Below are 12230 nucleotides of genomic sequence, written 5' to 3' on the forward strand. Positions count from 1 at the left end.
CGCCCCATGAATCTCGAACACCTTACCGAACGCATGCATCGCATCCGCGATAACAACGACTGGAAACAATTCCACAGCCCGAAAAACCTGGCCATGGCCGCCAGCGTAGAGATGGCCGAGCTGGTGGAGATTTTCCAGTGGCTGAGCGAAGACCAGTCGCGCCAGTTGCCCGCCGACAAACTCGCCCATGCCGGCCAGGAAGTGGGGGACATCGTGCTCTATCTGCTGCTGCTCTGCGGTGAGCTGGGCCTGGATATGGATCAGGTGGTCAGCGCCAAGCTGGCCGACAACGAGCGGCGGTTTACCCATGAGTGATCGCCATTTCGACCAGTTGGCCACGCGCTTTGCCGAGAAGATCTACGGCGGTGCCAAGGGCGCGATTCGCCTGGCGGTGTTGCAGGCCGACTTGACCGAGGCCCTGCCGGAGCGGCCGTTGCGCGTGCTGGATATCGGCGCCGGCCTGGGCCATATGTCGTTGTGGCTGGCCGAGCGCGGGCATCATGTGACCTTGGCCGAGCCCGCCGAGCCGATGCTCGAAGGCGCCCGCCAGCGGTTCGCCGCAGCGGGGCAGAGTGCAACGTTCATCCAGGCGCCCTGGCAGGACCTGTTGGGTCAGCTCACCGAGCCCTACGACCTGGTGCTGTGCCACGCCGTGCTGGAATGGCTGGCCGAACCCCATGCGATCCTGCCGGTGCTGCACCAGTTGACGGCGCCGGGTGGCTGGTTGTCCCTGGCGTTCTATAACCGTGATGCGCTGATTTACCGCAACTTGCTCAAGGGCCACTTTCGCAAGATGCGCAAAAATGACATGGCCGGCGAAAAACAGAGCCTGACCCCGCAACAGCCCCTGGACCCACGGGAACTGGCGGCGCAACTTGAAGGCCTGTGGCAGGTCGAAAGCCAGAGCGGGGTGCGAGTCTTCCACGACTATATGCCGGTGGAATTCCAGGCCCGCGCCGATTTGCAGGACTTGTTGGAGATGGAACTCGCTCACCGTCGTCACCCAAGCTTTGCCGGACTTGGGCGTTATTTGCACTGGATCTGCCGTCCGGTTTAAGCGGCCCAGTCTGCGGAGATCGAAATGAAGCGCTGTGCATTGATCCTGCTGTGCCTGGGGCTGGGGGCCTGCTCCAGCAACAACCCGTATGTGGCGGCCTCCAAGCCCATGCCGCCGGCGCCTGCCCAGGCGGCCAACACCTTTGATGCCAGCGCCTACCCGGCGCCGGTGCGTGACTACGGTGCCTATCGCAATTGGGCCTGGCGCAACGGCCAGTTGCCGGCCGGCTCGGCCTGGGCAGATCCTGCGCAGATCGCCGAAGCCGTCAGCGGTGCCCTTGACCAGCGTGGCCTGCGACCGGTGCATGACCAGCGCGCGCCGGACTTGCTGGTCAGCGCCGATGTGCATCTGGAAAAACGCCTGCGCCAGGTGCAGGACGATTATGGCTACGGCTACGGTGGCTACAACCGCTATGGCAACGGCTACGGCATGTACAACTCGGTGCCGATCGTGCGCACCTATGAAGTGCAAGTCGTGGTGGTGCGCGTCAACCTGTTCGACGCCCGCACGGGCCAGGCGGTATGGAGCGCTAGCGCCGAAACGGGCAGCCAGGGCAGCCTGAGTGAACGCGGCGATGCCTTGCGCCAGGCTGTGCAGAAGGCCATGACGGCGTATCCTCCCAGTTAACAGCTATTCTCATTTCAGGCTCGGTTTGCCCTTTGGAGAACTACCATGTTGCGTCGTATCGCGTTGCTCGCTTTTGCCGTGCTGCTGGGCGGTTGCCAGACCCATCAGGTCAATCACGATTTTGACGCCAGCCGCGACTTTGCCGCCTACCGCAGCTGGGCCTGGAAAGACCCGGCGTTGCAGTACCGCCCTGACGATCCGCGGATCAAGAGCGACCTGACCGAGCAGCGCATCCGCCAGGCGGTGGCCGATCAGCTCGACCAGCGCGGCTTGCGCCCGGCAGCCCCCGGGGCCAAGGCAGACCTGAACGTGCAGGCCTACCTGATCGTCGAAGACCGCCAGCAGCAAGTCACCACCAACTACGGCGGCGCCTGGGGCGGCCCGTGGAATGGCTACTGGGGCGCACCGATGTACAACGAAACCCGCAACGTCACCTACAAGGTCGCGACCCTCCAGATCGACTTGCTCGACGGCAAGGACGGCAAGCTGGTGTGGCGCGGCAGCGACGAACAGATGATGAGCAACTCGCCCAGCCCCCAGGACCGCAGCGCAGCCATCCGTGCGACAGTGACCAAGGTGCTGTCCAACTACCCGCCACGCTAAGTTGTACTCGGTCCGTGTAGGGCTGCTGCATCACTGCGATGCGGGCGCTGCGGTTTAACAGGTACACCGAGGCGATCCCTTCGCAGCCTCGCCGGGGCTCGACAGCTCCCACATTCGATTTGTGTTTCCAAGACAGATTTGCAGGTGCCGCGGCTCCCCTGTGGGAGCTGTCGAGCCCCGGCGAGGCTGCGATGGGATCGCCTCCTTACACCCGATCCACTGAGGTGCCCGCATCGCACGGCGGCCCGACAAGCCCGCGTCGAGCGCTGTTTATTTCCGTCAGTCGCCAAAGTGGCGACTTGCCAGCGCACCTGCCAAGCCTTGTCTACACTGCTGTTGACTACAGGAGAGTAAGCGCTCGGCAGTTCGCCGGCAAAGGAGTGCTCGATGTCTCCCCGACTTCGTTCTGGCCAGCGTGGCGCAATCGGTCTGGTGTTCGCCGGCACCCTGGCCTTGGCCCTGGTGTTTCTGTTGCTGGTGGTCGATAGCGGCCGCCTGTACCTGGAAAAACGCAAGCTGCAGGCCGTCGCCGACACCGCCGCCCTGGAAGCCGCCAATCGTGGCGGGCAGTGTTCAGGCAGCACCACCGCCGTCGATTACGCCAAGCAGAATGCCACCCGGAACGGCTTCACCGTTGTCGCCAACGACAGCAGCCGCGCATTGGCGGTGACGTGTGGGACGTTGCTGACCAATGCGGCCAATATCCGTGTCTTTACTGCAGATGCCACCAAGAATGAAGCCATCCGCGTCGTTGCTACCCGCACGGTGACCACCGGTATCGCCAACGGGGTCTGGAGGTTGTTCAGCGGTACGTATAACGCCAATACGACATTGACCGCGACGGCCGTTGCGGCGCTGGCGACTCCGGTGGCCGCACTCACAATCCGCAGCACGGCAGTCGTTGTCGATACAGCCAACAAGGCTTCCACTCTCAATGCTCTGTTCGGAGGGTTGTTGGGCGGTGGCCTGAACCTGTCGGTGGCCGGGTGGAATGGTTTAGTTAATACCAACATCTCTCTACTGAGTTACCTGGACCGGCTAAAGCTCGACCTGGGCCTGACAGCGGTCGGCTATACAGAAGTTCTTGGCAATACCGTCGGTGTTGGTCAGCTCATTCAAAGTGCAATCAATGTATTGGACCCCACCAATACATTGGCCGCAGATGTGACGATTGTCGGCTTGAACGCGCTCAAGACGGCGGCGGGTGCCACTCAAGTGGTGTTGGGCGATATTCTGCAGATTGCGAGTGGCACGGATGTGGCGTCTCTGGCAGTGAACATGCGGGTGTTTGATCTGATCGAAGGTTTTGTGCAACTGGCCAACAAGAAAAATGGCCTGCTGGCGAGTGTTCCGATCAACGTGCCTGGAGTGGCGCAAATCACTGCGACCGTTCAGGTTTTACAGCCGCCTCAATTATCTGCGGTCGGTAATCCAGCCAAAGCTGTAGCATCGGGGCATAATCCTGAAACCGGTCCGAATCGCATCTATGTGCGCACGTCTCAATTGCGGGTTCTGCTCTCGGTCAACTTGCCCGTAATGAACACAGTCCTGGATCTGGTGAACGGGGTGACTGGATTGGCAGGACCACTGGCAAATACGGTGGGTGCACTGCTACAGCTGAATGTTGTGGGCGCGATCAATGCGCTGACGTGTAGCTTGGGAGCACTGTGTACTTCGCCCAACCTGCAGATTCTGCCTCCGCCTGTCCGTGTGGATATTGCGGTGGAAGCCGCCAGTGCCAGTAGTTGGGTGACAGCCTACAGTTGCGCAAGTCCTACCAATAAAAGCCTGACAACCAGCACCAATACCTCGCTGGTCAATTTGAAACTGGGTCAGGTTGATGGCTTGTCCAGCATTTTCGGCAGCAGTCAAACTCCGCCCCAGATGGTTGTGAAACCATTGAAGGTCGTGGATATCGGTACCGAGTCATGCCGCCGCTTTTTGATATTCAACGACTGCAACGCCCGTGTTCCCTCCGTGGGGGGTGGTATTGGGTTATCTGCCAACATTGATGTGGGTGGGAGTAAAAACCTTGCCCATACATACCTGTCCCCCAATTTGCCGGAAATTTCGCAGCCACCGTTTTATTACGCTTACACCACTAGCAATATCGTCAGCGGGCTCACGGACCCGGCCAAGGGGACGGCAGCAGGTCTTGTTCTAAATATGTACGGCCCACAGCCCGGAAATGAAAACTTACTAGGTAATATCATTGGTGGTCTTGGAACCGTGTTTAACAGCGTAACTTCCCTGTTGATCAATACCATCAAAACCACACTGACACCGTTGCTGGACTCGCTGATCAACACCCTATTACTAGCCTTGGGCGTCGACCTGAACAAAGTGGATGTAGGTGCCAACCTGAGTTGTCAATCAGGCCGCGCCTACCTAGTCATCTAACCCCCCACCCACTACCGGCAACTCCACGCAAAACCGCGCCCCATGTTCACTGTTGGCGACGCTCAGGCGTCCGCCCATGTTTTCCACAATGCCGTAGCTCACCGATAACCCCAGCCCGGTGCCGACGCCAATCGGTTTGGTGGTGAAAAAGGGCTCGAAAATCCGCTCCAGCAGCCGTGCATCAATGCCGCCGCCATTGTCTTCGACCCAGATGTGTACATGGCGGCTGTCGTGTTCGCTATACAGGGCGATCCATGGGCGAAAATCGTGGTTTTTTTCGTGTCGCGCCATCAGCGCATCGCGGGCGTTGACCATCAGGTTGATCAGTACTTGCTCCAGTTGGTCGACATGGCCGTTGACCTGCACCTTGAAGTCCATGGGCGTGATGCGCAGGTCCACACCTTTACCGCGCAGGCCTTCGCCCAGCAGTGATTGCGTACCTTCCACCGCTTGGGCCGGGTCGAAGGGCTGTTGCTCGACCTCCGAGCGGCGGCCGAACACGCGCATGTGGTCCACCACCCTGGCCGCACGCTGGACCTGTGCATCGATGCGCTGGAGTTTTTCCGTCAGGTAGTCGAGTTGTACGTCGCCGTTGCCCAGGCGCTTGAGCACGTTGGCGATGGCCATACGCATGACGTTCAGCGGCTGGTTGATCTCATGGGCCAGGCCGGTGGCCATCTCGCCGAGGGTGGCCATTTTCGCGCTTTGGGTCAGTTGTTGCTGGGAGCGGCGCACTTCGGTGTTGTCGCGGCCCACGGCCTGGATTTCCTGCAACTGGCCGTGCTCGTCGAACACACCACGGTCAGACCAGACCCACCACGCATGTTCGCGTCCCGGCAGTTGCAGGCTGATTTCCGCGGTGCTGACCGGGAATTCCGGGCTCAGTTGGCCGATGCGTTTTACAAAGGCGTTGCGCTGTTCGTCCGATAACCAGTGGCCCAGGTTGATCCCCGGCAATTGGGCTGGCGTGCATTCCAGGTAGTTGGCCAGGGGCGTGTTGCCGAAGGTCAGGGTCAGGTCCGGGCGGTAGCGGCAGATCATCGCCGGCGAGTCTTCGACGAGGAGGCGGTAGCGCTCTTCGCTGTCCTTGATCTGTTGCGCCGCCAGGGTGGCTTCGGTGACGTCCAGCCACAGGCCGACGGCTTCCACCGGCAAGCCCAGGTCGTCGCGCAGCAGCTTGGCTTCGTCCAGCAGCCAGTGGTAGTTGCCCTGGCGATCGCGTACGCGGTAGCGGCTGCGCACGTTGCCTTCGCGTAGCAATTGCCGGGTGCGTTCGAAGTACAGGTCGCGGTCTTCGGGGTGCACCCATTCCACGGAGGTGTCGTGGGTGCATTCGGCTAGGGTCCAGCCCAGCAGCGGTAGCAGGCTGTCGCTGAAAAATGCCGGGTGCAGCGCGCCGTTGACGTAGCGCTGCACGTAGATCACCGCCGGTGAGCTGGCGATCAGGTTGTCCAGGCGGGCATGGGCGGCGGCGGCCTGCAGTTGCTGGTTCTTGATGTCGCTGATATCGAGCATGAAGCCGATCCAGCGCCGCTGCTCGCCGGCGCCCAGCACCTGGCCCTGGACGCGGTACCAGATGGGGTTCTGTTTGGCGTCGCTGCGCAGCAGGCGCACGCTGGCGAGCAAAGGTTTGCCCAGGCTTTGCAGGTCTTGCAGGCGGCTGTTGAGTTCCTGGCGGTCGGCGGGGTGGATCAGTTCCAGCCAGTTGGCCAGCACCTGTTTGGTCGGTGCATCTTCCGGGCTCAGGCTGCGCATCAGTTGGGGGGCCAGCAGGATCTCTTCACCGTTGGCCAGCAGTTCCCACCAGCCGGTGCCGAGCAGGCCTTGCAGGGCTTCCACCCGCTCCAGTTGTTGGTGATGGCGCTGCTCGCGCAGGCGGCTGAGCAAGGGCGCGGCGAGGGCGGCGGTGAGGTTCAGCCAGTCACGCTCGCTGACGTCGGCGTGGCCGCTGTAGAACCCGCACAGCAACCACGCGGCGACCCCCTGGCTATCGCGGTACGGCACCAGCAGGCCCTCGGCATTGCCAAACACGCTGTGCAGGCGCGGGTGCTCGCTGCGGCCCTGAAGGGTTTTCAGGCTTAGCGGGGTGTTGCCGTTGAGGCTGTCCAGGCAGGTGCCCAGGCGCTGCCCAGGCGCCCACAGTTGCGGCGCGTCATGGGCGCTGTAGCTGCTGTAGACCAGCCAGTCCTGATCCTGCTGGTCGAGCAGCACCATCGCCGCGCAAGGGATACGCCAGCGCTGGGTCAGGCTGCGCAGGTGCTCGCTGAACACTTGCGGCAGGCGCGACAGGCTGCACACGCGCAGTTGTTCGCTCATCTGGCTGGCGAGCAGATGGTTCTGCTCGCGCTGCAGGGCCAATTGCCGGCCCCTCAGCAGGTCGCTGATATCCAGCAGGCGCAGGATCCAGCCGTCGCCATCCGGTTCGATCCAGCCACGGGTATGCAGGATGGTCTCGGCGGCGCCCTGGAAATCCAGGTCCAGGCTGTGCCGCTGCCAGTCGGCAGGGGTGCCTTCGATGCTCAGGGCGCCAGGCAGGCACAGCAGGTCGCGCAACAGCGGGTGAGCCTGGGCACTAAGGTGGCGGGCTAACTGTGGGTGCAACGCGCGGCTGATATCCAGCACATGACCATGCTGATCCAGGCGCAGGTGCAAGCCTTGTGCGGGTGGGCTGGCGGGCGTCTCCAGGGCCTGGGCGCTGTTGCGGCCGAGCAGCCTGCCGAAGATTTTGTCACCGGAGTTCAAAATTGCAGGCTCGACTGGGCGTGCAACGTGGTCGGCAGCCGAGGCACCGTGCCAATGCCCGGCAGCACAATAAACGGCAGGACGTTCTTCAGGTTGGCCGAGGGGTAGTTGATCTCGACGGTCAGCACGCCTGCGGTGTAGGTCGGATTGATATGGGCCGTCTGGAACTGGAAGGTCGCTGGAATCCACTGCAATTGGCTTTGCACGGTCTGGGTCGCCCGCAGGATGAGCGCTGCATTGTAGTTGGGGGTGCTGGGGTCCAGTGCCACGCTGCGGCGCACGGCCTCGGCGGTGGCCTGGTTGAACGACTGCAGCAGCAACAGTGGCAGGCTGTAGCTGACCATGGCATAGAACACGGCAAAAAAAATCACGAACACCGCGGCAAATTCGATAGCGACGGCGCCTTTTTGCTTTCTAGGGAGGCTGGTTTTCATCACTGCGACTACCCTGACTGCTACTACCTGCTATCAGCATAGAATCAATCAGCAAAAAGGGACGGTTTTTACGTGATCCAAGGCCTCGTGGTGTTTGTCTGGTTGGTGGTGTGTGCGCAGCAGGATATTCGCCAGCGGCAGATTGCCAATCGCCTGACCCTGGGCGCGCTGCTGCTGGCACTGTTCTATCTGCTGTGGAGCGGCAGCACGTGGCTGGGTACTTCCAGGGCGCAAGGGCTGTGGGCGTTCTGCCTGGCCCTGCTGTTGACCCTGCCCGGCTACGCCCTCGGGCGCCTGGGCGCGGGCGATGTGAAGATGCTGGCGGCGTTGGCGCTGGCGTCGAATTCGACCTACCTGTTGTGGTCTCTGATCGGTGCTGGCGTAGCCAATGTCGCCTGGCTGGTCTATGGGCCGCGGCTGCTGCCCCTTGCCAGTCAAGGTGTTAGAGCGCGCCTGGGTTACCTGGTGGTGGACCCGTCAAAAAAGCTGCCTTTCGCGCCGTTTCTTTTAGTGGGTTTTAGCCTGGCCTGGGCGTGGCTCCATTAGTCGTGGGCGCTCTGTATCGCTATGTACATAGTCGGAAAGTACGTCTACGTTTATTTATACAAGCAAGTAGGAAGGTTCTTCGCAACCGATAGGTCAATCTTTGGCTTGCCAGGCATGGAGTAGCGTGTGGACAAAGTTACATCTGCAGTAAAAGTGCTCGTGGTCGACGATCAGCCGCTGATTGTGGAGGAGCTTTGCGAATTTCTTGAAAGCAGCGGTTATCGCTGTGTCCCTTGTGAGTCCAGCCAGCAGGCCGTGCAACGCTTCAGCGACGATCCGCAGATCGGCCTGGTGCTGTGTGATCTGCATATGCCGGACATGGACGGTATCGAACTGGTGCAGGCCCTGCAGAAAATCGCCGGCAAGCAGCGTGCCTTCGAAGCCATTATGTTGACCGGTCGGGCCGACAAGCAGGACGTGATCAAGGCCTTGCGCGTGGGCATCTCCGATTACTACCAGAAGCCCATCAACCTCAATGAGTTGCTGGAGGGGTTGCAGCGCCAGGAAGCCGCGCTGGAAGAACGCCACAAGAATCTGCATTTGGGGAAGCTGAACCAGAAGCTGCAGTATCTTTCCGAGTCCATCGACGATTTGTACCAGGACCTGGACAAGGTCCGTCGCGGCCCGGCGCCGCAATCCGAGGGTGAGGCGGTAAGCGAGGAGGTCCTGGAAGTGCCGGCGATCTTCAATCAGCTGTCACCCCGGCAACTGGATGTTGCCCGGCTGGTGGGCAAGGGCCAGACCAACTACCAGATTGCCTGCGAGCTGGGTATTACCGAGAACACGGTCAAGCTGTACGTGTCCCAGGTGTTGCGCTTGACCCATATGCACAACCGCACCCAACTGGCGTTGGCACTGTCGCCGAGCAACTCGGCATTGCGCCAGCGGGTGACGGCGCACTGACGCTTTGCGTACAGCCATGTGGGAGCGGGCTTGCCCGCGATAGCGTCGGATCAGCCAGGGCATGTATCGGCTGACACCCGCCATCGCGAGCAAGCCCGCTCCCACATTTCTCCAATGGCTGTGGTTTATTTGCTGCCACCCGAGCTCCCGCCTTCGCTGCCTTCGCCGAACTTTTCGGGGATCGCGTATCTTTTGCTTTCCAGCAAACGCTGCATCGCCAGCTCGCGTTCGGCGGGCGTTGCTCTCTGCACCGTGGGCGAGGCGGCTTGCCCGTTGACTTGCAGCCCCAGCCAGTTTTCCGTTTCCTCCTGGGCCTTGGACGAGGGCCCCGGTTCGATGGCCATTGCCGTCAGGGGCAGGGCCAGCAGCGTCAGGCTGGCGAGGTAATGGAATTTCATCATCGGCTCCTTCAAGCGCTTACTTGATTAGTACGGGCGGTGCATCGCTGGCCGCCGCGACCTGGTCCTTGGCCGCAGGTGTGCCGGCGGCCTTGAGTTTCTCGGCGCGGGCCTGGGCCTCGCTGACCTGCTCGGGGCTCAAGCCCACCTGGCTGGCCAGTTGCGCGGCCTGCCCCCAGTGGTCCTGGTAGATCAACAGCGTCACCAGGTTGACCGCCGCCAATTGGTCGCTTTGCTTGAGCTCCATGGCCGTCATGAACTCAAAACGCGCCTCTTCCAGGCGCCGTTGATTGAGGTAGACCACGCCCAGGTCATTGCGGATTTTCTCGTTGGTGGGCGCCAGTTGCGCCGCCCGCTGCATATGGGCCAGGGCTTGGGCGTTGTCGCCCTGGGTCGCCGCCAATTGCCCCAGGCCGTGTTCCCCTTCGGCGGCCATGCAGGTGCCCAGCAGGCTGCGGTAAAGCGGTTGCGCTTCGCTGCGCCCGAGCAGGCGATAAACCTTGGCCTTGCGCTGGCGCACTTGCGGCAACGAGTCCGGCAGGCTTTGCAGGTTGGCCAGGCTGGCGTGCATCTTCCCTTCGTTGGCCATGTCGTCAGCCAGGTTCAGCGACAGCTCCTGTTCGGCGCTGGGCTTGGCGCAACTGCCCGGGGTCATCAATGCCGACCACGGCGTCTGGCCGTTACTGGCACAACCGCCGAGCATCAGCAGGCTCAGGCCTGCAATCAGTGCTTTCATCGAGTGCTCCTCAAAAGCTGCTCAGGGCCCGGGAGATCGCAATAAACGCCGGCCCCCCCAGCACAATCAATAAAGCGGGAAACAGGAAGACCATCATCACCACCGACATCTTGGCCGACATCTTCGAGATGAATTCCTGCAAACGGGTCAAGCGGCGGTCATCGAGCAGTTGCTTGAGGGCCAGCAGCGACTTCATGGCACCGCCACCCTGCTGGATCAGTTGCTGAAGAATGATGCAGGTGTCGGTGAACTCATCCACGGCCAAGAGCCTGGCGGTCTTGCCCAGTTCCTCGCCCAGTTCCAGGCCCGAGTCGACCCGTGCCAGGATCAAGCGCAATTCCTGGGTCAGGGCGGGCAGCAGGCGCTGCGCTTCAACGCTCAACACACGCAGCGACTGCTCAACCGCCATGCCCGACTCGAACAGAATGCGCAGCAGCGGGATAAAGGTCGACACCTCGCGGGAGATTTGCTGCTGCCGGGCCTTGGCGGCACTGGCGAGGATGCGCTTGGGGATCAGGTAGCCCACGCCCAGGCCGAGCAGGGGGGCGATCCACGGGGAGTCGGCATTGGGAAAGATCAGGCTTTGTCCCACCAGCATCACCCCGGCCAGCAACAGCGGCACGCCAATCTGGCAGGCAGCGAAGATCGAGCGCTGATTGGCTTTGCGCCAGCCCACGCGGTTGAGCAGGAGCTGGGTTTCGTTATCCATGCTCACTGAGCGTTGGGCCAACTGGCTGCTGCCAAACTGGCTGAGCAGGGTGCCGAGACGGTCACCGCGCACCAGTTGGCCTTGCAGGCGTTGGTTGACCAGGCGTTCGCGGCGGCGCTGGTTCAGCAGCTGGCCGGCGATCAGCACGAGCGCAGCCAGAAATAATAAGGCACTGATCAGCAGGACCATCTCAAATACTCCGCAACATGCGCCACATCGTCAGGCAGCCCAGCACCTGCATGCTCAGCGCGGCCAGCAGCATGTAGCGGCCGCTGTCGTCATTCCACATGGTCATCAGGTAGCCGGGGTTGATCAGCATGAAATAGCCCACCATCGCAATCGGCATGCCGGCCAGCACGAACGCGGTGACGCGTGTTTCGCCGGTCATGGCGCGCAATTGCCGGGCGCCTTGTTCTCGCTCGCGAATGACCTTGATCAGGTTCTCCAGCAAGTCGCTGGCGTTGCCGCCATAGCGATGGTTGACCTTGAGTCCCAGGGCGAGCATGCGGAACTCGTCCTGTTCGTAGAATTCGGCGAAATCACTGGCGGCCTCGGGCAGGCTGACCCCCAGTTGCACGTTGCGCTGAATGCGCCCCATGGCGGGCTTCAAGGGCTCCTCGGTACTGTCGATGGCCCCTAGCAAGGCATCGGCCAGGGTGCGCCCGGACTTCAGGCTGCGCACGGTATGGTCGAGCACCTGGGGCAGTTGTTCGATCATCCGCTTCACCCGCCGCCGATAGCGCCAGGCGATGTACAGCCGCAGTATCAGCGGCGGCAACAGAAGCATGGCGAGCAGGCCGACCCAGCTCCATACCAGAAACCCGAGGACTGCGCCCAACACCCAACAGGTCAGCCACAGGCCCAGGCTGTCGGTGGGTTTGCCCAGGCCCGCGCGCAGGAACATGCGCTCCAGGCCGACCCAGCGCCCGCGTTCTTCGGCCAGCAGTGGCTGGCCTGCGGCGAGCCGTTCCAGCACGCGGTCGGTTTCCGCCTGGTGCAGGCCACTGAGGAACAGGTGCAGCGACACGCCAATCAGAATCACGCAACTGAACATCAGGATGGCGCCGGTCATGGT

Annotated in this window: 13 protein-coding genes; 7 read left to right on the forward strand and 6 right to left on the reverse strand. The window is 61.9% G+C overall.

Annotated elements, in window-relative coordinates:
• The first annotated feature begins 6 nt into the window (after positions 1–6).
• The 5 genes from HBO24_RS16495 (at position 7) to HBO24_RS16515 (ending at position 4687) form a co-directional block, all read left to right on the forward strand.
• Positions 7–315, forward strand: a complete 309-nt coding sequence (locus HBO24_RS16495; protein WP_057437589.1) for a MazG-like family protein — start codon at positions 7–9, stop codon at positions 313–315.
• A complete protein-coding gene (locus HBO24_RS16500) occupies positions 308–1057 on the forward strand; it encodes a methyltransferase (RefSeq protein ID WP_057437591.1) in 750 nt (249 codons plus the stop codon). Before HBO24_RS16495 ends, HBO24_RS16500 begins: the two co-directional genes overlap by 8 nt.
• Before the next feature lie 24 nt (positions 1058–1081).
• Positions 1082–1684 (forward strand): DUF4136 domain-containing protein, encoded by a 603-nt coding sequence (locus tag HBO24_RS16505; RefSeq protein WP_057437597.1) that lies wholly within the window; start codon positions 1082–1084, stop codon positions 1682–1684.
• 45 nt (positions 1685–1729) lie between these two features.
• A complete protein-coding gene (locus HBO24_RS16510) occupies positions 1730–2287 on the forward strand; it encodes a DUF4136 domain-containing protein (RefSeq protein ID WP_057437600.1) in 558 nt (185 codons plus the stop codon).
• 387 nt (positions 2288–2674) lie between these two features.
• Positions 2675–4687, forward strand: coding sequence for a pilus assembly protein TadG-related protein (locus HBO24_RS16515; protein ID WP_170044501.1), 2013 nt, complete (start codon positions 2675–2677; stop codon positions 4685–4687).
• On the opposite strand, the gene HBO24_RS16520 is transcribed toward HBO24_RS16515, so the two are convergent.
• Complete coding sequence (locus HBO24_RS16520) at positions 4676–7429, reverse strand: PAS domain-containing sensor histidine kinase (RefSeq protein ID WP_170060012.1); 2754 nt, start codon at positions 7427–7429, stop codon at positions 4676–4678. The two genes, HBO24_RS16515 and HBO24_RS16520, sit on opposite strands and share 12 nt — an antisense overlap.
• On the reverse strand, positions 7426–7863 hold the full coding sequence (locus tag HBO24_RS16525) for a TadE/TadG family type IV pilus assembly protein (protein WP_057437602.1): 438 nt from the start codon (positions 7861–7863) through the stop codon (positions 7426–7428). Before HBO24_RS16525 ends, HBO24_RS16520 begins: the two co-directional genes overlap by 4 nt.
• Positions 7864–7935: 72 nt before the next feature.
• On the opposite strand from HBO24_RS16525, the gene HBO24_RS16530 reads away from it, so the two are divergent.
• Positions 7936–8409, forward strand: coding sequence for a prepilin peptidase (locus HBO24_RS16530; protein WP_057437604.1), 474 nt, complete (start codon positions 7936–7938; stop codon positions 8407–8409).
• A gap of 126 nt (positions 8410–8535) precedes the next feature.
• Entirely contained in the window at positions 8536–9312 is a 777-nt protein-coding gene (locus HBO24_RS16535; RefSeq protein WP_170044503.1) for a response regulator transcription factor, read from the forward strand.
• Between the two features lie 125 nt (positions 9313–9437).
• On the opposite strand, the gene HBO24_RS16540 is transcribed toward HBO24_RS16535, so the two are convergent.
• From HBO24_RS16540 to HBO24_RS16555, 4 genes are read right to left on the reverse strand one after another with little or no spacing between them, the layout of a single operon-like run.
• On the reverse strand, positions 9438–9710 hold the full coding sequence (locus tag HBO24_RS16540; RefSeq protein WP_115127306.1) for a DUF3613 domain-containing protein: 273 nt from the start codon (positions 9708–9710) through the stop codon (positions 9438–9440).
• Positions 9711–9729: 19 nt separating this feature from the next.
• Positions 9730–10446: a tetratricopeptide repeat protein gene (locus tag HBO24_RS16545; protein ID WP_115127307.1), complete on the reverse strand. Its 717-nt coding sequence runs from the start codon at positions 10444–10446 to the stop codon at positions 9730–9732.
• Positions 10447–10456: 10 nt separating this feature from the next.
• Positions 10457–11344 carry a type II secretion system F family protein gene (locus HBO24_RS16550; RefSeq protein ID WP_120731467.1) on the reverse strand — a complete coding sequence of 296 codons (888 nt, stop codon included), beginning with the start codon at positions 11342–11344 and terminating at the stop codon, positions 10457–10459.
• Position 11345: 1 nt separating this feature from the next.
• A complete protein-coding gene (locus tag HBO24_RS16555) occupies positions 11346–12227 on the reverse strand; it encodes a type II secretion system F family protein (RefSeq protein WP_170044504.1) in 882 nt (293 codons plus the stop codon).
• Between the last annotated feature and the right edge of the window lie 3 nt (positions 12228–12230).

The sequence above is a fragment of the Pseudomonas sp. WS 5410 genome (genome assembly GCF_012985645.1).
Classification (GTDB): domain Bacteria; phylum Pseudomonadota; class Gammaproteobacteria; order Pseudomonadales; family Pseudomonadaceae; genus Aquipseudomonas; species Aquipseudomonas shahriarae.

Bases quoted from the DNA above. Each gene is read 5' to 3' on its own strand.
- HBO24_RS16540 (WP_115127306.1), bottom strand. From the start codon at position 9,710: ATGAAATTCCATTACCTCGCCAGCCTGACGCTGCTGGCCCTGCCCCTG.
- HBO24_RS16555 (WP_170044504.1), bottom strand. From the start codon at position 12,227: ATGACCGGCGCCATCCTGATGTTCAGTTGCGTGATTCTGATTGGCGTG.
- HBO24_RS16550 (WP_120731467.1), bottom strand. From the start codon at position 11,344: ATGGTCCTGCTGATCAGTGCCTTATTATTTCTGGCTGCGCTCGTGCTG.
- HBO24_RS16505 (WP_057437597.1), top strand. From the start codon at position 1,082: ATGAAGCGCTGTGCATTGATCCTGCTGTGCCTGGGGCTGGGGGCCTGC.
- HBO24_RS16510 (WP_057437600.1), top strand. From the start codon at position 1,730: ATGTTGCGTCGTATCGCGTTGCTCGCTTTTGCCGTGCTGCTGGGCGGT.
- HBO24_RS16500 (WP_057437591.1), top strand. From the start codon at position 308: ATGAGTGATCGCCATTTCGACCAGTTGGCCACGCGCTTTGCCGAGAAG.
- HBO24_RS16545 (WP_115127307.1), bottom strand. From the start codon at position 10,446: ATGAAAGCACTGATTGCAGGCCTGAGCCTGCTGATGCTCGGCGGTTGT.
- HBO24_RS16495 (WP_057437589.1), top strand. From the start codon at position 7: ATGAATCTCGAACACCTTACCGAACGCATGCATCGCATCCGCGATAAC.
- HBO24_RS16525 (WP_057437602.1), bottom strand. From the start codon at position 7,863: ATGAAAACCAGCCTCCCTAGAAAGCAAAAAGGCGCCGTCGCTATCGAA.
- HBO24_RS16515 (WP_170044501.1), top strand. From the start codon at position 2,675: ATGTCTCCCCGACTTCGTTCTGGCCAGCGTGGCGCAATCGGTCTGGTG.